General features: G+C 61.2%; 22 protein-coding genes. 9 read left to right on the top strand and 13 right to left on the bottom strand.

The features are described 5' to 3' along the window. Nucleotides 1-14: 14 nt before the first annotated feature. On the bottom strand, nucleotides 15-167 hold the full coding sequence (locus AC1RLZ_RS14810) for a DUF1127 domain-containing protein (protein ID WP_081421766.1): 153 nt from the start codon (nucleotides 165-167) through the stop codon (nucleotides 15-17). 693 nt (nucleotides 168-860) lie between these two features. Between AC1RLZ_RS14810 and AC1RLZ_RS14815 the strand changes: the two genes are divergently transcribed. Then, nucleotides 861-1,247: a hypothetical protein gene (locus tag AC1RLZ_RS14815; protein WP_493189205.1), complete on the top strand. Its 387-nt coding sequence runs from the start codon at nucleotides 861-863 to the stop codon at nucleotides 1,245-1,247. 63 nt (nucleotides 1,248-1,310) lie between these two features. On the opposite strand, the gene AC1RLZ_RS14820 is transcribed toward AC1RLZ_RS14815, so the two are convergent. Next, nucleotides 1,311-2,123: a lytic murein transglycosylase gene (locus AC1RLZ_RS14820; RefSeq protein ID WP_493189206.1), complete on the bottom strand. Its 813-nt coding sequence runs from the start codon at nucleotides 2,121-2,123 to the stop codon at nucleotides 1,311-1,313. 795 nt (nucleotides 2,124-2,918) lie between these two features. On the opposite strand from AC1RLZ_RS14820, the gene AC1RLZ_RS14825 reads away from it, so the two are divergent. Further along, nucleotides 2,919-3,296 carry a DUF3597 domain-containing protein gene (locus tag AC1RLZ_RS14825; RefSeq protein WP_493189207.1) on the top strand — a complete coding sequence of 126 codons (378 nt, stop codon included), beginning with the start codon at nucleotides 2,919-2,921 and terminating at the stop codon, nucleotides 3,294-3,296. 120 nt (nucleotides 3,297-3,416) lie between these two features. Next, complete coding sequence (locus AC1RLZ_RS14830) at nucleotides 3,417-4,208, top strand: fumarylacetoacetate hydrolase family protein (protein WP_493189208.1); 792 nt, start codon at nucleotides 3,417-3,419, stop codon at nucleotides 4,206-4,208. Nucleotides 4,209-4,280: 72 nt separating this feature from the next. Here the strand turns inward: AC1RLZ_RS14830 and AC1RLZ_RS14835 are convergent, their stop codons facing one another. Together AC1RLZ_RS14835 and AC1RLZ_RS14840 are read right to left on the bottom strand one after the other, a co-directional pair. Continuing rightward, nucleotides 4,281-4,553, bottom strand: a complete 273-nt coding sequence (locus tag AC1RLZ_RS14835; RefSeq protein ID WP_493189209.1) for a GNAT family N-acetyltransferase — start codon at nucleotides 4,551-4,553, stop codon at nucleotides 4,281-4,283. Continuing rightward, nucleotides 4,550-4,834 (bottom strand): GNAT family N-acetyltransferase, encoded by a 285-nt coding sequence (locus tag AC1RLZ_RS14840; protein ID WP_493189210.1) that lies wholly within the window; start codon nucleotides 4,832-4,834, stop codon nucleotides 4,550-4,552. The genes AC1RLZ_RS14835 and AC1RLZ_RS14840 overlap by 4 nt, the downstream gene beginning before the upstream one ends. Nucleotides 4,835-5,121: 287 nt before the next feature. Between AC1RLZ_RS14840 and AC1RLZ_RS14845 the strand changes: the two genes are divergently transcribed. Continuing rightward, nucleotides 5,122-5,526 (top strand): SPW repeat protein, encoded by a 405-nt coding sequence (locus AC1RLZ_RS14845; protein ID WP_493189211.1) that lies wholly within the window; start codon nucleotides 5,122-5,124, stop codon nucleotides 5,524-5,526. 67 nt (nucleotides 5,527-5,593) lie between these two features. On the opposite strand, the gene AC1RLZ_RS14850 is transcribed toward AC1RLZ_RS14845, so the two are convergent. Then, nucleotides 5,594-6,229, bottom strand: coding sequence for an HAD-IA family hydrolase (locus AC1RLZ_RS14850; protein ID WP_371423955.1), 636 nt, complete (start codon nucleotides 6,227-6,229; stop codon nucleotides 5,594-5,596). A gap of 221 nt (nucleotides 6,230-6,450) precedes the next feature. On the opposite strand from AC1RLZ_RS14850, the gene AC1RLZ_RS14855 reads away from it, so the two are divergent. Continuing rightward, entirely contained in the window at nucleotides 6,451-6,591 is a 141-nt protein-coding gene (locus tag AC1RLZ_RS14855; protein ID WP_371423954.1) for a hypothetical protein, read from the top strand. A 194-nt stretch (nucleotides 6,592-6,785) separates the two neighbouring features. Here AC1RLZ_RS14855 and uvrA read toward each other — a convergent pair whose 3' ends face one another. The 3 genes from uvrA to AC1RLZ_RS14870 all read right to left on the bottom strand — a co-directional run bounded on the left by uvrA (nucleotide 6,786) and on the right by AC1RLZ_RS14870 (nucleotide 11,169). After that, a complete protein-coding gene (uvrA, locus tag AC1RLZ_RS14860; RefSeq protein ID WP_493189212.1) occupies nucleotides 6,786-9,764 on the bottom strand; it encodes an excinuclease ABC subunit UvrA in 2,979 nt (992 codons plus the stop codon). 64 nt (nucleotides 9,765-9,828) lie between these two features. Next, nucleotides 9,829-10,254, bottom strand: a complete 426-nt coding sequence (locus AC1RLZ_RS14865) for a hypothetical protein (RefSeq protein ID WP_493189213.1) — start codon at nucleotides 10,252-10,254, stop codon at nucleotides 9,829-9,831. A gap of 189 nt (nucleotides 10,255-10,443) precedes the next feature. Continuing rightward, entirely contained in the window at nucleotides 10,444-11,169 is a 726-nt protein-coding gene (locus tag AC1RLZ_RS14870; protein ID WP_493189214.1) for an outer membrane protein, read from the bottom strand. 474 nt (nucleotides 11,170-11,643) lie between these two features. On the opposite strand from AC1RLZ_RS14870, the gene AC1RLZ_RS14875 reads away from it, so the two are divergent. The 3 genes from AC1RLZ_RS14875 to gyrA all read left to right on the top strand — a co-directional run bounded on the left by AC1RLZ_RS14875 (nucleotide 11,644) and on the right by gyrA (nucleotide 15,709). Further along, nucleotides 11,644-12,153 carry a single-stranded DNA-binding protein gene (locus tag AC1RLZ_RS14875; RefSeq protein ID WP_371426238.1) on the top strand — a complete coding sequence of 170 codons (510 nt, stop codon included), beginning with the start codon at nucleotides 11,644-11,646 and terminating at the stop codon, nucleotides 12,151-12,153. 175 nt (nucleotides 12,154-12,328) lie between these two features. Then, nucleotides 12,329-12,733, top strand: a complete 405-nt coding sequence (locus AC1RLZ_RS14880) for a DUF2306 domain-containing protein (RefSeq protein ID WP_493189215.1) — start codon at nucleotides 12,329-12,331, stop codon at nucleotides 12,731-12,733. Nucleotides 12,734-12,937: 204 nt separating this feature from the next. Continuing rightward, nucleotides 12,938-15,709, top strand: a complete 2,772-nt coding sequence (gyrA, locus tag AC1RLZ_RS14885) for a DNA gyrase subunit A (RefSeq protein ID WP_493189216.1) — start codon at nucleotides 12,938-12,940, stop codon at nucleotides 15,707-15,709. 237 nt (nucleotides 15,710-15,946) lie between these two features. Here the strand turns inward: gyrA and AC1RLZ_RS14890 are convergent, their stop codons facing one another. The 4 genes from AC1RLZ_RS14890 to AC1RLZ_RS14905 all read right to left on the bottom strand — a co-directional run bounded on the left by AC1RLZ_RS14890 (nucleotide 15,947) and on the right by AC1RLZ_RS14905 (nucleotide 21,251). Further along, nucleotides 15,947-17,776: a monovalent cation:proton antiporter-2 (CPA2) family protein gene (locus AC1RLZ_RS14890; protein WP_493189217.1), complete on the bottom strand. Its 1,830-nt coding sequence runs from the start codon at nucleotides 17,774-17,776 to the stop codon at nucleotides 15,947-15,949. Nucleotides 17,777-17,978: 202 nt separating this feature from the next. After that, nucleotides 17,979-19,019, bottom strand: a complete 1,041-nt coding sequence (locus tag AC1RLZ_RS14895) for an LLM class flavin-dependent oxidoreductase (protein WP_493189218.1) — start codon at nucleotides 19,017-19,019, stop codon at nucleotides 17,979-17,981. A 40-nt stretch (nucleotides 19,020-19,059) separates the two neighbouring features. Beyond that, complete coding sequence (locus AC1RLZ_RS14900) at nucleotides 19,060-20,457, bottom strand: alginate export family protein (RefSeq protein WP_493189219.1); 1,398 nt, start codon at nucleotides 20,455-20,457, stop codon at nucleotides 19,060-19,062. A gap of 146 nt (nucleotides 20,458-20,603) precedes the next feature. Further along, entirely contained in the window at nucleotides 20,604-21,251 is a 648-nt protein-coding gene (locus AC1RLZ_RS14905) for a hydrolase (protein ID WP_493189220.1), read from the bottom strand. A 148-nt stretch (nucleotides 21,252-21,399) separates the two neighbouring features. Between AC1RLZ_RS14905 and AC1RLZ_RS14910 the strand changes: the two genes are divergently transcribed. Then, entirely contained in the window at nucleotides 21,400-22,293 is an 894-nt protein-coding gene (locus tag AC1RLZ_RS14910; protein ID WP_493189221.1) for a LysR family transcriptional regulator, read from the top strand. A gap of 55 nt (nucleotides 22,294-22,348) precedes the next feature. Here the strand turns inward: AC1RLZ_RS14910 and AC1RLZ_RS14915 are convergent, their stop codons facing one another. Continuing rightward, nucleotides 22,349-24,256 (bottom strand): potassium transporter Kup, encoded by a 1,908-nt coding sequence (locus tag AC1RLZ_RS14915; protein ID WP_493189222.1) that lies wholly within the window; start codon nucleotides 24,254-24,256, stop codon nucleotides 22,349-22,351. Between the last annotated feature and the right edge of the window lie 205 nt (nucleotides 24,257-24,461).

Here is a 24,461-nt window from a genome sequence, read left to right on the forward strand (position 1 = left end):
GCCGCCCGGACGGATCAGCCGTTGTAGGCGCCAGAAGCAACACGCGGAATGTCCGAACGGTCGAGACCGATGTCGGAAAGCTCGCGATCGCTGAGCTGGGAGAGTTCGGCAACGTTGCGCTGATAGTCGCGGAACGCCTGGATCATGCGGATGAATGAAAGCAACATTTTGGTTCTCCTTCGTTAAGTGATTCATCTCTTGCGAGGTGCTTCGCTGTTGAAGTGAATATAGATAACGATATCGCAGTGCAGCAGTGGAGATGTTGCGATGCAGCTACTCGGGGATTGCATAGCTCCTGCAAGGAATGATTAACCTCTTGGCGCTGGCAGGTGATTTTACAGGCATCGTGCGTATTAGGGCACCTCCCGTCGCAATTTTCGGGTTTAATTAGTCAGTTAAATCATGCGGTTGGGGCGGTTCCATTGGCTGGATGCGTTGGCCGATGAAGGGGGCGCCGGAGCGAGCCGTTCTCTCCAAAATAGATGGCTGGATCGGACGGTTCTTCAAGAGGCCATAGCCACCGTCGCCATGCGCGAATCGCATGCGTAGAATAGATATGAATATAAAATCATCCTTATCTGGGCCTGATCAGAAGCTTGTCCCAAAAATACAACCGCGTGAGGATGTTTGTACCTGCAACTCGAAATTTCCAGGCAGCAGCGATCATGTGCTCGCGCTGCGTCGGGTTCGGCGAGACGGATGCGCGTTCAAGTAATCCGATTGCGGACATGAGATCGGTTCGTGTTTCGGTGCATAACGCGAAGAGCCGACACCGCGACATGCGCTATCCCTACGCGAATTACATTTCTGTAAGTTTGTTACCCGTGATGTCTGGAGCGGCCAAAAGTTGAGTGTTCTTGGTGGCGATCACAACCGCCTCACGTTCAATTCACTGCGGCTGTTATTTCCCGGATCACAGCTGGACGTATCAATTCCTTCTACAGAATCCGGCAATGATGCCGGTTCTGTTGCGAAGGACAAACAAGATGATCACAAGATTACTGGGAGCGGCCGCCATGGCTGCTGTTGTGTTCGCTGCGGTGCCGGCTTCGGCTGCGCGTATGGAAGGCTGCAGCGGCAGCAACCTGATGAAAACCGAAACCGCCGTCGAGGCGATGCCGGACGGTGATGCGAAGTGGGTTGCGTTCAAGGAGATGACCGACGCGCAGACCGCGTTGCTCGACAACAAGATGGGCGTGTGTGCTGTCCATCTGACCAGGGCCATGCATGTCGGCATGACGAAGTAGCAGATCACGGGAGGGGCCGCTTGCTGAGGAGCGGACGGCCCTTCCATCATCGCCGCGCGCCGCTTACGGCTCCTTGGCGAGCTGGCTGGCGAAGTAAGCGATGGTCTTCGAATAAACCTCGCTCTTGTTCCATTGCTGGATGACCGCGAAATTCGCAGTCCCCGGCGCAAAATCCTGATCGCGCTTCCAGCCATGGCTGGCGAGATAGTTTGCCGTTGAGGCCAGTACATCGGGCGCACTGCGCAACAGGTCGCGATGGCCATTGCCGTCGAAGTCGACGGCGAATTTCAGATAGGACGATGGCATGAATTGGGTCTGGCCGATTTCGCCGGCCCAGGCGCCGTGCATCTCGGCAGGCGCCAGATCGCCGCGGTCGACGATGCGCAGGGCATCGAGCAATTCAGCACGAAACATCTCGGCGCGGCGGCAATCATAGGCGAGCGACGCGATGGCGCGGATTGTGGGGAATTTGCCGATGTTCACGCCATAGTCGGTCTCCAGTCCCCAGATCGCCACCAGCACCGGACCGGGTACGCCATATTGCTGCTCAATGCGTCCGAGCACCGAGCCGTAACGCTTCAGCATGTCGCTGCCCCGACGCAGCCTTGGTGGCACCATGCGTCCGGAGAATTCCTCGAAGCTTTGCTTGAAGACCTGCTGGCCGCGATCGCGCGACAGCACGCTGTTGTCTAGGGTAACGCCGGTCAGGGCTGCATCGACTGTCTTTTGCGAAATGCCTTTGCCAACTGCTTCCGTCTTGAAGGCAGCGAGCCATCCATCGAAACTGCCGGTGCCGCAGGCAGGCGCAGCAAGGGCCGGCGCGAGCGGCGAGATCAGGACAGTACCAAGCAGGAACGTACAAAGCAGGGGGCGCATGGTCTCAAGGCTCTCATTCGCTATTGAAATGATGTCGCGAAAATAGTGCGCGACGAGCCTTCCGGTGAACCACGGCTAAAACAAGGCTTGCGGGGTGATATCAAAATCGCGCGCCGACCTCTCGCGCAATTCTGCGAGAGGCCGGCGGTTCGGCAGGAATCAGACGACCTTGCCTGTATTACTTGTCACTGCGCCATTGAAACAGCGTGACGGGAAAATCCGCGGCCGAGCGCTTGATCTTGTTGCGCGGCTGGGCACAGCCTTGAAGTCTTGCCAGCCGAGCCGCAATGCGTCGGTCAGTTCGGCGGAGATGATGGTGTGAATGGCGGGCGCGGCGGTGGCGGCGGTGGCGTCGGTTGCGCCGTGAGCGAAGTCGGCGACACCCCCTTGTCGCGCTCAAAGGGAGCGTGCAGGCTGCATTGGTATCGATCGCGAACAAACCAGACGCGCGCGTAACAAAGGTGCCGAAAGAGCTGGTCTTGCCGCAACCTGTGAAGTGACCCTACGCTGATGCCATGGCGCCGTGGCTCGCGCTTCGGTGAAAATGTCGTCTGACATTCACAGCGCTGCAATGCAGCGGCCGGGCTTTCGCCTCAATTCAGACGAACCTTGCGACCGACATCAAACGATCTGCCGATGAATTTGGCAGTTGGTTTGAAATGTCTCTTCCCGTAGTCGGCTGTGCCGCATTGGCAAGCCGGATGCGGGCGGCTACAAATACGGACCGGCTGGTGCAGCCGGAACAAACGCTGCACGAATTCTTCAATCTGTCACGGAAGCTATTGGGAGCGACAAATGAGCATTTTCGGAAAGATCATGGGCGCGATTTTCGGCACCAGCGCCAGTGCAGCAACCCCTGATGCCGCTCCGGCAGCTGGCGGTTCGGCCCCGGCTGCAGGTGCCGCGCCGATGGACTCAGTCGACGTTGCGGCGATCCTCGACAAGGCCGTGGCCGCCAAGGGCGAGAAGCTGGAATGGAAGACCTCGATCGTCGACCTGATGAAGGCGCTCGACATCGACTCCAGCCTGACGGCCCGCAAGGATCTCGCCAAGGAGCTCGGCTATACGGGCGACACCAACGATTCCGCCAGCATGAATATCTGGCTGCACAAGCAGATCATGACCAAGCTCGCCGACAATGGCGGCAAGCTGCCGGCTGACATCAAGCACTAGGTTCTTCATCTTCGAATGAAGCTGAAGGCCCGCGCTCGCGCGGGCCTTTTTGCTGTGGTATGCCAGCGTGCATAAAAACAAGACCAGAAAAGCAAGACAAAACATACGAGGAGAAACGCCATGGACCCCATCAACCGCAGAACGATTCTGACCACCGGTGCCGTTGCCCTGGCCGGCAGCGCCTTGGCCGGCGAGGCCGCGCAGGCCCAGGCCGGACCGAAGAGCATTTTCACGGTCGCAGCGGTGACGATCCCCATCGTCGGCGAAACCGACGTGTTTCCGGTGCGTCGTATCTATTGCATCGGCCGCAACTACGCGGCGCATTCCCGCGAGATGGGATCGGACCCGACGCGCGAGCCGCCGTTCTTCTTCCAGAAGCCGACCGATGCGATCCAGAACGTCAAGATCGGCGAGGTGGCCGATCATCCGTATCCGTCGCTGACCAAGAATTATCATTACGAGGTTGAACTCGTCGCCGCGCTGAAATCCGGCGGCACCAATATCCCCGTCGATAGAGCGCTCGACCACGTCTATGGCTACGCCCTCGGCCTCGACATGACACGCCGCGATCTGCAGCGCGCCATGGGCGACGAGAAGAAGCCATGGGAGATCGGCAAGAGTTTTGACCACGCCGCAGTCATCGGCCCTATCCATCCGGTCGCCAAGACCGGCCACATGACCAAGGGTCCGATCTCGCTCGCGGTGAATGGCACCGTGAAACAGACCTCCGATCTCGACAAGATGATCTGGAGCGTCGCCGAGCAGATCGCCAAACTCTCCGAAGCCTTCGAGCTGAAGGCTGGCGACATCATCTATTCCGGCACGCCGGAAAATGTCGGTCCGGTCGTGAAGGGCGACGTGCTGCTCTGCAAGATCCAGGGCTTGCCGGACATGTCGATCAAGATCGTTTGAGACCCAAACTCGTCATTCCCCGCCACTCCAGTTGGAGTGGTGGGGGAATGACCGGGTGTGACCCAATGTGGCTTACCCCGTCAAATCCGCATAGTCCGGATGCCGATCGAGATAATCCACCACGAACGAACATCCTGCGACGACCTTCATCCCGTCGGCCCGGATCAATGCGAGTGCGCCCTTGATCAGCTCCGACGCGATGCCGCGGCCGCGCAGGGCCGGTGGCGTTTCGGTGTGCGTGATGATGACGCGATCACCGGCACGGCGATAATTCGCAAAGGCGATGGATCCGCCGACATCCAGTTCGAAGCGATTGAGCGCCTTGTTGTCGCGAATAGCGGTCATGCCGCGTCTTTCAGCAGATCCTGATAGTCCGCGTGCTTCGCGATATAAGCCGCAATGAAGGGGCACTGTGCCACGACCTTCAATCCCTCTGCCCGGACTGCATCGAGCGCGCCGCGGGCAAGCTGTGAGCCGATACCTCTGCCGCCCAATTCCTGCGGCACAACGGTGTGGATGAAGGTGATGGTATCGGACGTCCGGGTATACTCGGTGAAAGCGATATAGCCGTCGACCGCGAGTTCGAAACGGTGGAGCGAAGTATTGTTGTAAACTGCGTTGCTCATTGTCATTCCATTCACAGGTGTCCGGGAGAAGGTAGCAATCATCCTCAGGCGGGTGCAATGCAGCTCCTGCGTCATTCATCGGGACCGGGTTCACTCCAGGCGGCCGGGCGGGGCGTTTTGTCGATCCGCACGCCATGAAAAATGGCTTTGGCGTGGCCTTGCAAAGGCAAAGCGGGTTCCTACGTCATTTACAGACATACGCCCCGAAGCGGCCGGATTGGTCGTTTGACAGTTGGAGTGTCATGCCAACGGCCGCTGACGTATGCCTCTTTTAAGAGGAGGTCACGATGTCAGACTCTCGTTTTCTCGGCACGCATCGCACATGGGAAGACTGGTTCGGCATGGCGCTTGGCGTCCTGATCGCTCTGTCGCCCTGGTTTCCTACGCAGAACGGTCATGAATATACCGGGGCGAACCCCAGCGCCGCGATCATTAACGCGGTGGTGGTTGGCGTGCTGGTGTTTGGCCTTGCCCAGCTTCAATACGTTGCGCTGCAACGCTGGGAGGAGGTGGCCGCGATCCTTCTTGGCCTGTGGCTGATCGTCTCGCCACTTTTCCTTGGCTACGCCGGCGACGGCATGCTCAGATTCATCCATACCTGCCTCGGCGGCCTCGTGGTGCTGCTGGCAACACTGCAGTTGTGGCAGGACTGGGATTTGAGCGACGGGGAAATGGCCCAGCACGGGCAATGACAACACGCGATCAGGCCCGCCGGTCTTGTCGTGAGATCGGCGGGTCTCGTCTGTCTGTCACCGGCCGTTAGCGTCGGGGAACAGCCAGCGCCGCGATCACCTCGTCGATCCGGGAAAACAGATAATTGGGCGCGCGCGCTTCCAGCGCCGCTCCGCTCGTATAGCCCCAGGTCACCGCCCCGAAATCGATACCGGCCTCGCGCGCGGCGTCGATGTCACGGATTTCGTCGCCGATCGAGATCGTGTCATCGACCGAGATGCCGGTGAGGTCGAGGATGCGCTGGAACTTGGCCGTCTTGCCGAACAGGCCGGCGCCACAGGCGAAATAGGCCACGTGCTGCTCGAGATCGCCGAGCACGTGACGCACATTGTCCTCGCTGTCTGAGCTGACGATCGCAATCGTCATGCCGCGCGCTTTCAATTCACAGAACATGCGATCGACGCCGGGAAACAGATTGATGCGATCGATTTGCTGCGCCTTGCGCTTGCGCATGTCGCGGGCGATCAGCGGGATCCGCCATTTGGCGACACCGAGCAGCCGGATCAGTTCGCCGGCACCAACACTCCGCAATTCATCGATACGGTCGCGTTCGACGCGTTGAAACTTGTGCTTGTCTGCGACGGAATTGATGACGCTGAGAAACCACGCAAAGCTGTCCGACAGCGTGCCGTCGAAGTCGAAGATGGCGAGCTTATAGGGCATGGCTGGCGGGCGGGGAGGTGACCGGGGTCTTGGTTGGGTGTTTGGCAGTGGCGGTCACGGGCTGCTCTCGTCTGAGTCGTGGCCGATATGCGACCCGCCCAAGGATGATCCCATCAGACCCGCTTTTCAACCCGCATCCGCGCGGCGAAACGATGCACGAGCTGCGCGCAAGCGTGCTAAGCCCGTCATTACCCGTTTCATGTCACCCGCAGGAGGCCCTCATGGCAGACGATAGAGCGAACCAGAAAGGCCCCAACACCAAGAAGAAGCAGAAGTGCAAGAATTGCGAAGGCAAGGGCCTGCTCAAGAAGGGCGAGAAGGTGGTGAAGTGCCAGAGGTGTCACGGGACGGGGCTGAGGTAAACGAGAAGGATAGGCACGGACAGGTCTCGCCGCATTTGCTATGTTTAGCTAGCGATGCTTCCGGCCGGTTCTTTAAGATGAACGACCTCTCGAAGCGAATTACAATTGATCCCGACCGCATGCATGGACGCCCCTATATTGAGCTTACGGCTTGAGGATTCCCCGACGACGTGATTGTCACACCGCCGGCTCCTTTATTCCGCCGCCTCGCTCGCCTGCTTCCGCTTCTTCGGCTTGCCCGCCTTTTCCAGCACGGGCTTCAGGAACTTGCCGGTATAGCTCCTCGGCGCCTTGACGATATCTTCCGGTGGGCCCCAGGCGACGATCTCGCCGCCGCCGTCGCCGCCTTCGGGGCCGAGATCGATGACCCAGTCGGCGGTCTTGATGACTTCGAGATTGTGCTCGATCACCACCACCGTGTTGCCCTGTTCGACCAGCTCATGCAGCACTTCGAGCAATTTTGCGACGTCGTGGAAGTGGAGTCCCGTGGTCGGTTCATCGAGGATATAGAGCGTGCGGCCGGTGGCGCGCTTGCTCAATTCCTTGGCGAGCTTCACGCGCTGCGCTTCGCCGCCGGACAGCGTCGTCGCCTGCTGGCCGACATGGATGTAGTCCAACCCGACGCGATGCAGCGTCTTGAAGGTCTCGCGCACGCGCGGCACCGCCTTGAAGAAGTCGGCGGCTTCCTCCACGGTCATGTCGAGCACGTCGGCGATCGACTTGCCCTTGAACAGGACTTCGAGCGTTTCGCGGTTGTAGCGCTTGCCCTTGCAGGTGTCGCAGGTGACATAGACGTCGGGTAGGAAGTGCATCTCGATCTTGATGACGCCGTCGCCCTGGCAGGCCTCGCAGCGGCCGCCCTTGACGTTGAACGAAAACCGCCCGGGCTCGTAGCCGCGTGCCTTGGATTCCGGCAGGCCGGCGAACCATTCGCGGATTGGTGTGAAGGCGCCGGTATAGGTCGCTGGATTGGAGCGCGGCGTGCGGCCGATCGGCGACTGGTCGATGTCGATGATCTTGTCGATATGCTCCAGGCCCTCGATGCGGTCATGCGGTGCGGCGCCTTCGCTGGCGCCGTTGAGTTTGCGCGCGATGGCCTTGTAGAGCGTATCGATCAGCAGCGTCGACTTGCCGCCGCCGGAGACGCCGGTGATGGCGGTGAACAGGCCAAGCGGCACTTCCGCCGAGACGTTCTTGAGATTGTTGCCGCGCGCATTGATCACCTTGATGGTGCGGCGATGGTTCGGCGGGCGACGCTCCGGCACCGGCACCGACATTTCGCCGGTGAGATATTTGCCGGTCAGCGATTTCGGATTCTTCATCACCTCCTGGGGCGTGCCTTGGGCGACGATGTTGCCGCCATGGGTGCCGGCGCCGGGGCCGACATCGACCACGTAATCGGCCGCGATCACCGCGTCCTCGTCATGCTCGACCACGATCACGGTATTGCCGAGATCGCGCAGTCGTCGCAGCGTATCCAGCAGCCGCGCATTGTCGCGCTGATGCAGGCCGATCGAGGGTTCGTCGAGCACATAGAGTACGCCGGTTAGGCCCGAGCCGATCTGCGACGCGAGGCGAATGCGCTGGCTCTCGCCGCCGGACAGCGTGCCGGAGGAACGGGCGAGGGTGAGATAATTGAGGCCGACATCGAGCAGGAAGGAGAGGCGCTCGCGGATTTCCTTGAGGATGCGGACGGCGATCGCGTTCTGCTGCTTGTTGAGCAGGCCCGGCACAGTCTCGAACCAGTCGCCGGCCTTGCGTACCGACATTTCCGAGATGTTGCCGATATGCTTGCCGCCGATCTTCACCGACAGTGCTTCCGGCTTCAGCCGATAGCCCTCGCAGGCATCGCAGGGCACGTCAGAGAAATATTTGCCGAGCTCCTCGCGCGCCCATTCGCTTTCGGTTTCGCGAAAACGACGGTCGATATTGGTGACGACGCCCTCGAACGGCTTCTTGGTGTCGTAGGAGCGGACGCCGTCTTCATAGGAGAACTTGATCTCGTCATCGCCGGAGCCGTGCAGGATGGCGTTCTGCGTCTTCTTCGGCAGGTCCTTCCATTTGGTATCGAGCGTGAACTTGTAGAACTTGCCGAGCGCCGTCAGCGTCTGCACGTAATAAGGCGACGACGACTTCGCCCAGGGTGCGATGGCGCCCTTGCGCAGCGTCAATTCCTTGTCGGGAATGACGAGATCGGCATCGATGGTCTGCTCGACGCCAAGGCCGCCGCATTTCGGACAGGCGCCATAGGGGTTGTTGAACGAAAACAGCCTGGGTTCGATCTCGGGGATCGTGAAGCCGGACACGGGGCAGGCGAATTTCTCGGAAAACAAAATCCGCTCGGCGCCGGTCTTGTCGTGAATCTTCGCGACCTTCTTGTCGGACTTCTTCTCGTCCGCGGGCGCCGCGGGTGCGTCGGCATATTCGATGACGGCAAGGCCTTCGGCGAGCTTCAGCGCGGTCTCGAAACTTTCAGCGAGGCGCTGGCCGATATCCGGGCGCACGACGATGCGATCGACGACGACGTCGATGTCATGCGGAAATTTCTTGTCGAGTACGGGCGCTTCGGCGAGTTCGTGGAAGGTGCCGTCGATCTTGACGCGCTGAAAACCCTTCTTGAGATATTCGGCCAGCTCCTTGCGGTACTCGCCTTTGCGGCCGCGCACCACAGGCGCCAGCAGATACAGCCGCGTGCCTTCCGGCAGTGCCAGCACGCGGTCGACCATCATCGACACCGTCTGGCTTTCGATCGGCAGGCCCGTCGCCGGCGAATAGGGAATGCCGACGCGCGCCCACAGCAGGCGCATATAGTCGTAGATCTCGGTGACGGTGCCGACAGTCGAGCGCGGATTCTTCGAGGTGGTTTTCTGCTCGATGGAGATGGCCGGCGACAGGCCATCGATCTGGTCGACGTCCGGCTTCTGCATCATTTCGAGGAATTGCCGCGCGTAAGCCGACAGCGACTCCACATAGCGACGCTGGCCTTCGGCATAGATCGTGTCGAAAGCGAGGGACGATTTGCCGGAGCCCGACAGGCCGGTGAACACCACCAGCTTGTCGCGCGGGATCGTCAGGTCGACATTCTTGAGATTGTGCTCGCGGGCGCCGCGGATGGTGATGCTGCGCTGGTTCGCCGCGGCCTGCTGCCGCTTCGCCTTGATGATCTCGTCCATAACAGGCAATTCCCCAGCGCGCGGTGCGCGCACATGCGGGCGCGCACCGCCGGCCGGGCCGGGATCAACGCCGATTGATTGTCATCGGAACATAGGAAGAACGCGAACGGATTTCCAGTGCTCCGCACCAGCCTTCAACGGTTTGTTGTGCGAGCGGTTGCGAGGCAGGTTCGCAAATCGAATAGTGGGCACAGGACGGGTCTTCCGCAGGACGGGTCTTGCGGTATCGGGCTCGCGCCAGCGGACCGCCAATCGGGTACGCATCGGGCCTGAGCCAGGTTCCAGCAAAAAGCCCGGCGCGAGGCCGTGCTGAGTTTGCTCTGGAGCGAGAGAAGGTGGTCGCAGTTCTCAGTATTTGGCGACGATGGGGGCCGCCCCACTTGTAGTTGATGCGGGCGGTGACGACGTCGACGTCCTGGCTGATGCGATCGATGCGCGAGTTTGCGCCGGGAAGGGCAACAGCGGTGAAGCTGTTGCTGCTGGTCTCCATGAACAGATGGTCGTATTCGACGGCAAAGGACCAGTTCGGCGTGAAGCCATATTCCAGGCCGACGCCGCCCGCAGGCGATTGATCGGTTCGCTCTTATCTCCCCTGGGATCCGGTCATCCGGCAAAACGAAAAAGGCCGGCGTTTCCGCCGGCCTTCCCGTTATCATGAACCTGAGATCAGGCGCGAAGCTCAGTACTTCGCGACGACCGGGCCACCCCAGTTGAAGCGGTAGTTCAGGCCGGCCTTGACGGTGTGCTCGTCGTTGCGGGACGACACGCCAGCCAGCGCGACCGGGGTCGTGAAGGTGGTCTTGCCGAAGTCGTAGTACTGGTACTCAACCTTGCCCGACCAGTTCTGGGTGAACAGGTATTCGAGGCCGGCGCCAACGGTGTAACCGTCATGCTTGGTGCCAGCTGCGAAGGCAACCGGAGTGCCGACGCCGGTCAGGACCAGCGATTCGCTGTAGTCGGAGTAGGCGTAGCCGCCCTTCACGTAGAGCAGTGCCGGACCCCAGGTGTAACCGATGCGACCGGTAACCGAGGCGAGGCCCTTCTGGTTCAGGTTGTAGGTGACGCCAGCCGGAACGAAAGCGACGTTGGTGTTGTTCGAACCAACCCAGCTGTACTGACCTTCGATACCGACGACCCAGTTCGGAGCGAACTGGTAGTCAGCGCCGATCTGCAGACCGCCGAGGAAACGGCCATCCGAATTATCGGAGGTGCCGCCGAAGCCGTTGCTGCCGTTGAAGGCGCCGCCGACGTGACCGCCGATGTAGAAACCGGTCCAGTTGTAGATCGGGGCGGGAACGTAGGCCGGAGCCTTGGTGTAGGGACGAGCGGCGAGGTCAGCAGCCATTGCCGGAACCGAAGCGCCCAGAGCGATCAGGGCAACCGTGCCCAACAGAAACTTCTTCATGTGAATTCTCCCCAAAATTGCTTCGCGTCAGCGAAGCCTCGTGTCCCGGCGCAGGCGCCAAAAGCAATTCAGTGATCGAAATATACGCAGTTCTGCCAAAAAGTCCGTCACCCAAATAACACACTCGACCGCGATGTTTGGTTGTTTCTAAGTTAATGAAAGGTATATGGATTTTCTATGAGGGCGGGTTCCCCTCGGGTTCCATTGTTGCTCTGCACACACATAGTGAAGACGGCTCGGTACTTCGACGTCGCCCAACGATTCACCAAGAGGTCTTGTTGAGAACAAAAATGGAACATGCTATATGGAGCGACGATCAAGGACGACCAACTAAGAGACGTGGATAACCCGGTTACAGGGGCCTGCGCGGAGCGCGGACCGTATAGGGTCCCATTATCAGCGGCGTTTGCGCGCGGGCCGGGGCCTGCGCTGGCGCCCAATCAGCAAATTCAGATTCGAGAGTAGGAGAGTGGCATGGCGGGTAGCGTCAACAAGGTGATTTTGGTCGGCAATCTCGGCAAGGACCCCGAGGTTCGCCGGATGCAGAACGGTAACCCGGTCGTCAACCTGACCGTCGCGACCTCGGATACCTGGCGTGACAAGGGCACCGGCGAGCGCAAGGAAAAGACCGAATGGCATCGCGTCGTGATCTTCAGCGAAGGTCTCGCCAAGGTCGCCGAGCAGTATCTGAAGAAGGGCGCCAAGGTTTATATCGAAGGCGCGTTGCAGACCCGCAAATGGACCGATCCGCAGGGTGTCGAGAAATACTCCACCGAGATCGTGCTGCAGGGCTTCAATTCGACGCTGACCATGCTCGACGGCAAGGGCGGCGGCGCAGGTGGTGGCGGCGGCTATGGCGGTGACGACATGGGCGGCGACTTCGGCTCCAGCGGCCCGTCGAGTGCGCCGCCGCAGCGCCGCGTGGCCGCACCGGCAGGTGGCGGCGGCCGCGGCAGCGACATGGATGACGACATCCCGTTCTGATCTGCTGTTAGAACGTCCTGAATTTCTGCATCGCGCGCTGTGAGCTGATTGCTTACAGCGCGTTTTTCTTTTTGAGGGTGCGGTTAGCTGCGGCAACGTGCGGGCAATACGATCTTTACAATGGAAGATGTCTGCGACAATGAGCTGGCACTGCTTGCTGAATGCGAGGGCCACCATGTCGCTCCAGCCGCTGCTTGATGCCGTTGCCCCGATCCCGCTGCATGCTTTTGCGGCCATGACCGCATTCGTGGTCGGTGTCGTTCAATTGATCGCGCCCAAGGGCACGCTGCCACACAGGACGCTCGGCTGGATCTGGGTGGCGCTGCTCGCCACCGTTGCGATCAGCTCATTCGGGATCCATGGCCATAGCTACCGGCTGTGGCGAGACTGGAGCCCCATCCATCTGCTGTCGATCATTGCGCCGGTGATGCTGGTGGTCGGAGTGATCGCCGCGCGCCGGCACCGCGTCAGGGCGCATGCAATCACCATGATTTCGATCTTCGCCGGCGCCCTGGTGATCGCCGGTGTGTTTACCCTCGTGCCCGGCCGGGTCATGCACACCGTTGTGTTCGGTCGCTAGATTGCCGCAAGACGGCCGCAGGATTTCGCAAGATTCGGCTGCTTCGGGCTGGCTTATTCGAGGTCACTTCACAAGCCCCGTGAGCCTCGCGTAAGCATTTGAAAAATCAGCAAGAAAATAGGGCTTCATGCGTTGCCGACGGGGTGGCTTGAAGGCGCGCGATGCGCTATATGATTCCCAGCAAAACCTGACCGGAAACCATCCTTGTCCGACACTGAAGACCAGAAGCCTGGGGAGCCACCAGCCCCCTCGGATATTCGTCCCGTATCCATCCTCGATGAGATGAAGCGTTCGTATCTCGATTACGCCATGAGCGTGATCGTGGCGCGTGCGTTGCCGGATGCGCGTGACGGCTTGAAGCCGGTACATCGGCGCATTCTCTACGCGATGTACGAGAACGGATTCGAGTGGAACAAGCCATATCGCAAGTCGGCGCGAACCGTCGGCGACGTCATCGGTAAGTATCATCCGCACGGCGACCAATCGGTCTATGACGCCATGGTCCGCATGGCGCAGGACTTCTCGATGCGCGTGCCGCTGATCGACGGTCAGGGCAATTTCGGTTCGGTGGATGGCGATCAGGCTGCCGCGATGCGATACACCGAGTCGCGCCTGACCAAGATCGCGCAGTCGCTGCTGGACGATCTCGACAAGGACACCGTCGACTATCAGGACAACTACGACGGCTCGTTCCGTGAGCCACGCGTATTGCCGGCGAAGTTTCCCAATCTGCTGGTGAATGGCGGCGGCGGCATTGCCGTTGGCATGGCCACCAATATTCCGCCGCACAATCTCGGCGAAGTCATCGACGCCTGCGTCGCGCTGATCGATGATCCGTCACTCAGCATCGACGATCTGAACAAGATCATCCCGGGTCCGGATTTCCCGACTGGTGGCATCATTCTCGGCCGCGCCGGGATTCGTACGGCCTATCACACCGGCCGCGGTTCCATCGTGATGCGTGGCAAGGTCTCGATCGAGCCGACGCGCAAGGACCGCGAAGCGATCATCATCTCGGAAATTCCGTACCAGGTGAACAAGGCCACCATGGTCGAGCGCATCGCCGAACTGGTGCGCGACAAGAAGATCGAAGGCATCTCCGATCTCAGGGACGAATCCGACCGTGACGGTTTTCGCGTCGTCGTCGAATTGAAGCGGGACGCAGTGCCGGAGGTGGTGCTGAACCAGCTCTACAAGTTCACGCCGCTGCAGACCAATTTTGGCGCCAATATGGTGGCGCTCGACACCGGTCGTCCGTTGCTGATGAACCTGAAGGACCTGCTGACGATCTTCGTCGCGTTCCGTGAACAGGTCATCACGCGCCGTACCAAGTTTCTGCTCAACAAGGCGCGCGACCGCGCGCATATCCTCGTTGGCCTCGCCATCGCTGTGGCGAATATCGACGAGGTCATTCGTGTGATCCGGACCTCGCCGGATCCGACCACTGCGCGCGATATCCTGATGGAGCGCCGCTGGCCGGCGCAGGACGTGGCGACGATGATGACGTTGATCGACGATCCGCGTCATCGTCTCGAGGAAGACGGGACCGCACGCCTGTCCTTCGAACAGGCCAAGGCCATTCTCGATCTGCGGCTGGCTCGCCTGACAGCTCTGGGCCGCGAGGAAATTTCTGACGAACTCGACAAGCTCGCCATCGAGATCGCCGACTATCTGGAAATCCTGCGCTCGCGCGCGCGCGTGCAGGGCATCATCAAGGATGAGCTCGGTGCGGTGAAGTCGGAATTCGCCACGCCGCGCAAGACCGTGATTATGGAACAGGAAGGCGAGGTCGAAGACGAAGACCTGATCCAGCGCGAAGACATGGTGGTGACGGTGTCGCATCATGGCTACGTCAAGCGCGTGCCGCTCTCGACCTATCGGGCGCAGCGCCGCGGCGGCAAGGGCCGTTCGGGCATGGCGACGCGCGATGAGGATTTCGTCTCGCGGCTGTTCGTGGCCTCGACCCATACGCCGGTGCTGTTCTTCTCGTCGCGCGGTCAGGTCTACAAGGAAAAGGTCTGGCGTCTGCCGATCGCGCCGCCAAACGGCCGCGGCAAGGCGATGATCAACATCCTGCCGCTTGAGCAGGGCGAACGCATCACCACGATCATGCCGCTGCCCGAGGACGAAGCGACGTGGGAAACCCTCGACGTGATGTTCGCGACCACCGGCGGCAATGTTCGCCGCAACAAGTTGTCGGACTTCGTCGATGTCCGACGCTCCGGTATCATCGCGATGAAGCTCGACGAGGGCGAAGCCATCGTCGACGTGCAGATCGCCACCGAACATGACGATGTGCTGCTGACCGCTGCCGGTGGCCAGTGCATCCGTTTCCCGGTGACTGACGTCCGCGTATTCCAGGGCCGCAGCTCCATGGGCGTGCGTGGCATCTCGCTGGCGGAGGGCGACAAGCTGATCTCGCTGACGATCCTGCGCCACCTCGAGGCCAATTCCGACGAGCGTGCGGCCTATCTGCGCCGTGCCAATGCGGTGCGTCGCGGCGGTGCCGAGGAGCGTGCGGATGTCGCGGACGAAACGGCAGCGGCCGTGGAGACTGAAGAGGCGACCGGCGCCATCGAGCTCGGCGAGCAGCGCTATGTCGAGATGTCGGCATCCGAGCAGTTCGTGCTGACCATCAGCGAAAACGGCTATGGCAAGCGGACCTCGTCGTTCGAGTACCGCACGACCGGACGCGGCGGTAAGGGCATCGTTGCGATGTCGGTCAACAACCGCAATGGCAAACTGATCGCCTCGTTCCCGGTCGAGGACAGCGACCAGATCATGCTGGTCACCGACAAGGGACAGCTCATCCGCTGCCCAGTGGAAGGTATCCGCATTGCCGGCCGTTCGACCCAGGGCGTCATTGTGTTCAACACGGCTGACGACGAGCACGTCGTGTCGGTCGAGCATATCGGCGAGGCGGGCGAGGGCGAAGAGGGCGAGAACGGCAACGCTGCGCCGGTGGCGGAAGGCTGAGGCTCTCCGCAGGAGCTTCTGACACGTGAACCAAAAAGCCCGCAGTCATGCCGCGGGCTTTTCCATGCAGACGCGTTGAGCGTAGAAACTGGTGAGCGAAGCGATACCCTTCGGATCTATCGCTGAACGGAAATTCTGACCGATTGGCCAACTGTTCCGCTACCGAGGATCTGGACGCTCACCCAAACCACTCGGGACGGCATCGCCAGCTTCCTGAGAGATGAAGCCTTGTCAGGACTACGGCTCGGCAGCCGCTCCTAACGCGCTCGTATCTGTGCTCTCCGCATTCGCCGCCCTCGTCCTGAAGAACGGGCTCGGCTCTGGCGTTTCAGCATTGCCGCGCAGCAGCTTGCGGCCGGCCTCTAAGCCGCCGATGACTTCCAGCTCGACACGTTGTGCGTCGCGGTCGCGGACATCGGCGATGGCTTCGCGGGCCTCGTCTTCGTCGAGGCCGAGCCCGGTCAGGACGGCTTCGCTGAACAGCAGTGCGGATTCGAAAGTTTCGCGGATCTGGAAATCGACCCCGGCATGAATGAGGCGCAGCGAATGGCCGCGGTCGTACGAGCGGACATAGAGTTTGGCGAGCGGAAATTCCGAGCGGCACAGTTCGACGATGTGATCTGCTGCCTCCGGTTTGTCGACACAGATCAGGATCGCTTCAGCGGTGCCTGCGCCGGAGGCGTGCAGCACGTCGAGGCGGGTGCCATCACCATAGTGGATCTTGAAGCCGAAATTGCCGGCGGCGCGGATCATGTCCACATCGGTTTCGATCAGCGACAGTTCGATGTTGCGCGCCAGCAGGGCCTGGCTCGCCACCTGCGCGAAGCGGCCGAAGCCGATGAACAGCACTTTTCCGCGCAGGCCGTCGGCTTTGTCGATGCCGTCCATGGAGACCGGCGTGCGCTGCCGCATCTGCGCGTGGATCAGCAGCACGATGGGCGTCAGTGCCATCGACAGGATGACGATCGCGCTCATGACAGCCGAGACGCGGGTGTCGAAGATCCCCGCGGTCCCCGCCGCCGCATAGAGGACGAAGGCGAATTCGCCGCCTTGCGCGAACAGCGCGGCGCGGTGGGTGGCGGCGGCGTGATCGGACTTTGCGAGGCGTGCGATCACATAGATGCCGATCGCCTTGACGATCATGAAGGCCACGACGCCGCCCAGCACCATGATCCATTCACTGGCGACGATGCTGAGATTGAGCGACATGCCGACGCTGAGGAAGAACAGGCCGAGCAGAATACCGCGGAACGGTTCGATGTCGGCCTCGAGTTGATGCCGGAAGTTCGATTCCGAGAGCAGCACGCCGGCGAGGAAGGCGCCCATCGCCATCGACAGGCCGACGCTCTGCATGAAGACGGCGGAGCCGAGCACGACCAGAAGCGCGGCGGCGGTTAACACCTCGCGTGCGCCGGCCTTTGCGATAATGCGGAAGAACGGGTCGAGCAACCAGCGGCCCGCGGCCAGCAGCGCGGCGAGGCCGGCCAGCGCGATGGCGGCGCTCTGCCACATCGGTTTTGTCGTCGCGGCTGTCGGGGCCTCGGCGGCGCCCCAGATGGCGACCAGCGCGAGCAGCGGCACGATGGCGAGATCCTCCAGCAGCAGGATCGCGATGGCGCGCTGGCCCTCAGGCGTCGTGGTCTCTTCGTGCTCCTCCAGCAGGTGCATGATGACGGCGGTGGAGGACAGCACAAAACCCATGGCGCCGATCATGGCGACGGGGAAAGCGAGGCCGGCGGCCATGCCGACCAGCGTGAGCAGGAAGCCGCAAGTGACGACCTGCGCGGCGCCGAGGCCGAAGATCTGGCGCCGCAGCTTCCACAGTTTCGACGGGCGCATCTCCAGTCCGATGATGAACAGGAACATGACGACGCCGAGTTCGGCCGTATGCAGCAGTGTCTCGGGATCGTTGAACAGGCCAAGGCCGAACGGTCCCACGGCGAGGCCGGCGGTGAGATAGCCGAGCACGGAGCCAAGCCCCAATCGTTTGAACAATGGCACTGCGACGGTGGCTGCACCCAGCAGGACAATTGCGTGTCCCAAGCTAAAACCGGAAGCGTCCGCCATTTCACCTCTTTCGTCGATCGGCCGGATTTCTCAATCCGGCGTGCCCTGCACCTAGCTGCACGTGTTCGCGCACTATGTCGCGGGCACAGTAGATGACTTTGGCGGCTTTGTCCGATGCCGCCATGTATGCGGCAATTCAACGCGTCAGGCTCAGATCGTGTAGAGCGATGTCATGTGCTGCACGATCAAAGGGGAGCGTTTCTCATGCCTTCGATTGCACTGCCCGAATGATCGGCGCGACTTCACTGCCTAACAGTTCGATCGAACGTTTCATCGCGGCGGTTTCGAGCGAAGCAGTGCTCATCTGGAAGGTGATGCGCGAGACGTCACCGAGGGTTTCGCTCGCGTGACGCATCTTGGCAGCAACCGTCGCGGGGGCACCGACCAGGAACGCGCCTTCCGGGCCGGCCATGGCATCGAATTGCTGGCGCGACGGCGACGACCAGCCGCGTTCGCGACCGATCTTCGCCGTCAGATGCGCCCAGCCGGGGAAGAATGCATCCCTGGCTGCCGCATCGGTCTCGCCGACAAAGCCCATCGCATGCACGCCGACCTTGAGCTTGTCGGGACTGTGTCCGGCACGGCTGCCGGCCTCGCGGTAGAGATCGACCAGCGGGCGAAAGCGCGCGAACGTGCCGCCGATGATCGCGACCATCAGTGGCAGGCCCAGCGTGCCGGCGCGCGCAAAGGATTCCGGTGTGCCACCGACGCCGATCCAGACGGGCAGCCGTGGCTGATGGGGACGGGGATAGACACCCTGGCCCTTGAGTTCAGCACGAAAGCGACCTTTCCAGATCGGATGCTTGGTCTCGCCAAGCTTCAGGAACAGCGCGAGCTTCTCGGCGAACAGTTCGTCGTAGTCCTGCGGTTCCATGCCGAACAGCGGATAGGCCTCACCGAATGATCCTCGGCCGACGACGAGTTCGGCGCGGCCTTTCGAGATCAGATCGAGGGTGGCGAATTCCTGAAACACCCGCACGGGATCGGCGGCGCTCAGCACTGTCACGGCGCTTGTCAGCCGGATTTGCTGCGTGCGGGCTGCTGCTGCTGCCAGAATGACGGTGGGCGCGGAATCGAGGAACTCAGCGCGGTGGTGCTCACCGATGCCGAAGACATCGAGCCCAACCCGGTCGGCGACCTCGACCTCATCAAGGAGGTCCGCCATGCGATCGGTCGCTGAAGGCAGCTTGCCGGTCGCTGGATCGGGAAGGATGGCTGCAAAACTGTCGATGCCGATTTCCATGAGAACTCCTTGTTCAATCGTCGATCAGGTCGTGTCACAGCTAGAAACGGAAGTTCGCCATCACGCTGATCAGGGTTATGGTCTGTGCGGGTCCGGTGTCCGATATGAAACGCCCGGCTTCGAAGGCACTCAACGATGCAGACAGATTGAGTTCGGCCGTAGCCTGCCATGCTACGGACAGCTCGACCTGATGTCCGATATAGCGCGCATCGCTGCCTTTGCCGCTTCTCACGAGATTTCCGGGGACCCCGTAGATCCCGTCGGCCGTGCTCTGTCGCCAATAGGCCGCTCCGGTGAGCGCGATTGCGACATCTTTGCGCGGATAGACGGTGATCGACGGCCGGACCTGAATGAGGTTGCGCGGGCCGACCGGAGACAGAGCACCGAAATACTTGCCCCTCGGAAACAGAGGGTTGAACGTCCCGAGCTTTGAATCGTCCGGGTTGCCGTCTCCCGAAATGACATCGGACATGAACCGGAGTTCGGGTTGAAGTGGCGTCTGGAGGAAGCGATAGCCGAATTCACCACCAATACCCCATGCTTCCACGCGTTGCGTTCCGAAAGTCCCACGCTGGAGGGCGCCTTCGACATTCCAGAACCAGGCGCCGGTGTCGCCGAAGATTCGCGTTCCGACTGTATGCGCGAGTTCCCTGCCGCGGCCTTGATCGAAAACCGCATCGCGGTCCAGCAAACCCAGATAATAGACATCGACACCGACCGACTTATTCTCCCGCAGCCATTGCGTTGCATAGGCGCCCCAGACGGATTTTTGGTGCGACATGCGATCATCAAAATCGCCCGGAAAATTGTCGACGGGACGGGCGTAAAACAGCGTCATCTGGCGACCAGGTCCGGTGACGATCGCGTCGAGACCGTCAAAGGCCTGCGGGACATTGGGACCGTAGCGGGTGTCAATGAAGCGGCCAGCGCCCAGCGACATCAGCTTGCGTCCCGCCGACATCCGCAGCGTGCTGCGGTCTCCGACATTTATTTCGATCTCGCCGAACGCCTGAAGCATATCGGCGCCAGTCGTATCGACCGGACGCTCGGGCCGGCTGGTGCCGGTGATCGCCGAAAAGATGGGTTGGGTGAAAAACCGCACCTTGCCGGCGTGAAGGTCGGCATAGGGCATGAAGCGGTGCCAGATATAACTGTCATTCGGCACGGATCCCCAATTGACGTTGGTATAGCTCTCGTAGCGCGATCGGGCTTCCATGCCGGTCGCGAGATAAATCCACGCTTGCTCCTGCAACGGGATATATTTGAAGGGCTCCGTCCAATGGCCGGTTCGCTTGGATGGATCCGCGAGATAGGACCAATCCTCGCGATATCTTTCGTTCGTCAGCGTTGGCGCGCGCTCGACGTCAGTGCCGACCTGTGCCTGTACGACTGTAGTCGTCGCGACTGTTGCCGCAAGAACGAAGCTCAACTTGATCATCAGGCGTTTTCATGGACGGTGGCAGTCAGATCACCGGACAGCACAGCTCCTTCCCGCTGCACTCGGGCGTTGCTTTTGTGCTGAGGGGACGGCGAATCCGCGATGAGCGGTCGATGCTCGCACGGTCACGCCGTCCTTCGTCTCAGTTAGCTTTTCGGCACGGGCGTGTTGAGCAGTTGCTGCTCCCACACATAGGCGATGCCGCTGCCGCCGCCGTGCTGTATCATGAGCTCCGTCAATCCGGGCACCGTGTCTAGCCGGGCCCAGTCGCGCTGCCATTCAGCAGCCACCGCGAACCAGGTCATCATGTTGGCGCCGGCTCGGATCATGCGTTGGATCGCGACCTCGTGAGCCTCGACCGATATGCCGCCGGACGCGTCGGTGACGACCGTGACGTCCCAGCCCTCGCCGAGCGCCTGGATCGTGGGCATCGCGACGCAGACTTCGGTCCACAGGCCAGCGATGATCAGTTGCTTGCGGCCCGTCGCCTTCACCGCGTCGACCGCCTTTGGATCTTGCCAGGTGTTGACCCAGGTCCGGTCGATCACCTCCTGGCCGGGGAAGACATCGGTGATCTGTGGGAACAGGATGCCGCCACGTTCAGCGAGCACGCTCGTCAGGATCGTGGGGACACCGAAAATCTTGGCGGCCTTGGCCAGACCTACCGTGTTGTTGATCACCATCTGCGGTTCGTGGCTGTTCAGGTTGGCGAGCTGGAACGGCTGGTGGTCGATGAGAACGAGAACCGAGTCTTCGGGACGAAGAAGCGACGCAAGGCCATTACGAAAGGTCATGAATACATCCTCTGCTGCCGTTGTAAGTGAGGTGGGTTGGGGACATGCGCCAACGGCGACGTTGCCCGACGGAGGTATTGCCGTTCGGATCGGTAATGCGATAGTGCCCGCTCGTGCCAAGCTGTGTCGCGGAACGGGGAACGCCGAATTGGATATCGAAGAGCTCAGAACCTTTGTGGAAGTGGCCGATGCTGGCGGCGTATCGCCCGCCGCGCGCCGGCTTGGCGTCTCCAAGTCGATTGTCAGTCGGCAGCTCGCCCGGCTCGAAGCGGAACTCGGCGTCCAGCTTCTGGCGCGCACCACGCGCGGCGCTGGTCTCACGGAAGCCGGGGTCGCATTTCGCGACCATGCAGCGCGTGCCTGCGCCGAGATCGACACGGCGAGGGACATGCTTCTGCCGGACGGCGAGCTTTGCGGTCGCCTGCGCATTGCAGCGCCGCTGACATTTGGCCCAACTCACCTGGCGCGAGTGCTCGCGGACATGGCGCGACGCCATCCGCAGCTCCACGTCCATACGTCCTACAGCGATCGCTTCGTCGATCTCATCGGAGAAGGTTTCGATTGTGCGATCCGGTTTGGCTATCTTCAGGACTCAAACCTGATTGCGCGGCACGTCGGACCCATCTATGGAAAGTTGGTCGCGAGCCCGGACTATATCAAAGCGCATGGCTCACCGGAGGCACCGGACGAACTCGTCGCCCATCAGGCTCTCATGCAGGGCACCGAAGCCTGGCAATTCATGGATGGTGACAAGACAATCACGGTGCGCCCGCAGGGGCGATTCAAGGCCGACAACGGCGCAGCTCTTGTCGCCGCAGCATTGGCAGGACTCGGTATCGCCTGGCTCCCGGATGGCATCACCGACGACTACATCGCCTCCGGCGCGCTGGTTGCGGTCATGACACGCCATCCACCACCGCCGGCAGGTGTCTATGTTATCCGGCCGCCAAGTCCGCATCCCGCGCGAAAGGTGCGGGTTCTTACCGAAATGCTGATCGCGTGTTTTGAAAAGGCTCCGCCCCCTGCGGGGGTCGGTCACTAACGCACGAACCAAACGGATGGTGCGCAGCGGCCGGCCGAGGCTCAAGTCGCGCGGTTTAAATCTCGATTTCGGTGCCGAACTCGACGACCTGTCTGGTCGGCACGCCGAAGAATGCTGCGGAGCGTTCGGCGTTACGTTGCAGGAACGCGAATACGGTTTCGCGCCACACCGCCATGCCGGCGACTTTGTCGCTGGGAATGATGGTCTCGCGGCCGATGTAGTAGGTGATGTCGGCGAGGTCGATGCCGGGCAGCTTGCCCTGTTCGCACGCCAGTCTCAGCCCGTCGGAGATCGTTGGATACTGCATGAATCCGTAATGCAGGATGACACGCGTGATCCCTTCGATGACTTCGATAGTCTCGGCGCGATCGGCTTCCGGGACGCGCGGCACTTCGGAGATCAGCACAGTCACCAGAATGACGCGCTGATGCAGAACGTGGTTGTGCTTGACGAATTGCGTGAGCGCCAGCGGCACGCCGTTGGGCATGGATGCCAGAAATACCGCGGTGCCATTGAGGCGGGCATGGCAACGACTCACAGCTGTCTCGATCAGGTCTTCCTCGGGCTGGCGCAGTTTGGCCCGGGCGCTTTCGACGAGTTTGACACCACTGCGCCATGTCAGCATCAGGAACGCCACGGCAGCCGCCAAGAATAGCGGAAACCAACCGCCCTCGAAAACCTTCGCTGAATTGGCGGCGAAGAAGATGCAATCAATGACGAAGAAGAATCCGTTCACCGATACGACGAGGATCGGCGAATAGCCCCATTGCAGTGCGACCAGTGCGGCGAGCAGCGTTGTGATCGCCATCAGCAGCGACACGGCGATGCCATAGGCGCCTGCCAGCGCGTCCGATGTGCCGAAGCTGAGAACGGCGGCCAGTGTCGCGGCCGCCAGCAGCCAGTTGACCAGCGGCACATAGATCTGGCCGATCGCGTGGCTGGTGGTGTGTCGGATCTGCATCCGCGGCAGGAAGCCGAGCTGGATCGATTGCTGCGTTAGCGAGAACACACCGGAGATGATGGCCTGCGAGGCGATCACCGTCGCGACAGTGGCAAAGGCCACCAGCGGATAGTGCAGCCAATCAGGCGCCAGTTGATAGAACGGGTTGTCGACGGCGGTGGGGTCGGCGATCAGCAGTCCCGCCTGGCCGAAATAGTTCAGCACCAGCGCCGGCAGGGCGATGGCAAACCACGCAAGCCGGATGGGATTCCGTCCGAAATGGCCCATGTCGGCATACATCGCTTCGCCGCCGGTCACGGCAAGGAAGGCTGCGCCGAGAATTGCAAAGCTGATGTGGAAGTCCCGATGGATCAGGAATTCGAAGGCATAGAGGGGACTGACGGCAGCGAGCACGCCGGGCGATTGCACGATGCCGTGGATGCCGAGCAGCGCGAGCACGGCAAACCAGCCCAGCATCACCGGCCCGAAGATGCCGCCGATGAAACCGGTGCCCTTGCTCTGCATCAGAAACAGCCCGATCAGAATGATGACCGTGAGCGGGACCACCAACGGCGCCAGCGATGGCGCATCGACCTTCAGGCCTTCAATGGCTGACAGAACCGAGATCGCCGGCGTGATGGCGCCGTCACCGTAGAGCAGGGCGGCGCCGACGAGACCGACGACCAGCAGATGTACGCGCCATGTGCCGGGCTCCGCGTTGCGCGCGTGGAGCAGTGCCAGCAGCGCGACGATGCCGCCTTCGCCACGATTGTCCGCGCGCAGAATCAGCAGCGCGTATTTCAGGGAGATAATGAGGATCAAGGCCCAAAGGATCAGCGACACCACGCCGAGCGTTGCTTCGGGCGTAAGAGGCCCGCCATGGGCCGCTGCCTTCACGGCTTCCTTGAGTGCATAAAGGGGGCTGGTGCCGATATCGCCATAGACGACGCCGAGCGCGCCGATCGTTGCCGTGACAGGAAGTCCGCCAGAGTGGCCCGGGGATGTGGCTGGAATGGCGGTCACTGGCAGCCCTCACAGGACTCGCGCCTCGCAATAGCGCTTGTCCGCCAGTCTGCGACGTTGCGTCGCGAATTACCATGAAATTAGTTGAAGCTGGTGTCGCGAGAATTTCACTTAACTATGTGTCGCGCGCGTGGGGGAGTGTAGTTCGATTGTCCGGATTCAATATCCATACCCGCCCCCGGCTCACCGGGGCGCGGTATCCTTT

It is taken from the genome of Tardiphaga sp. GW822-FHT04G09, from assembly GCF_058800725.1.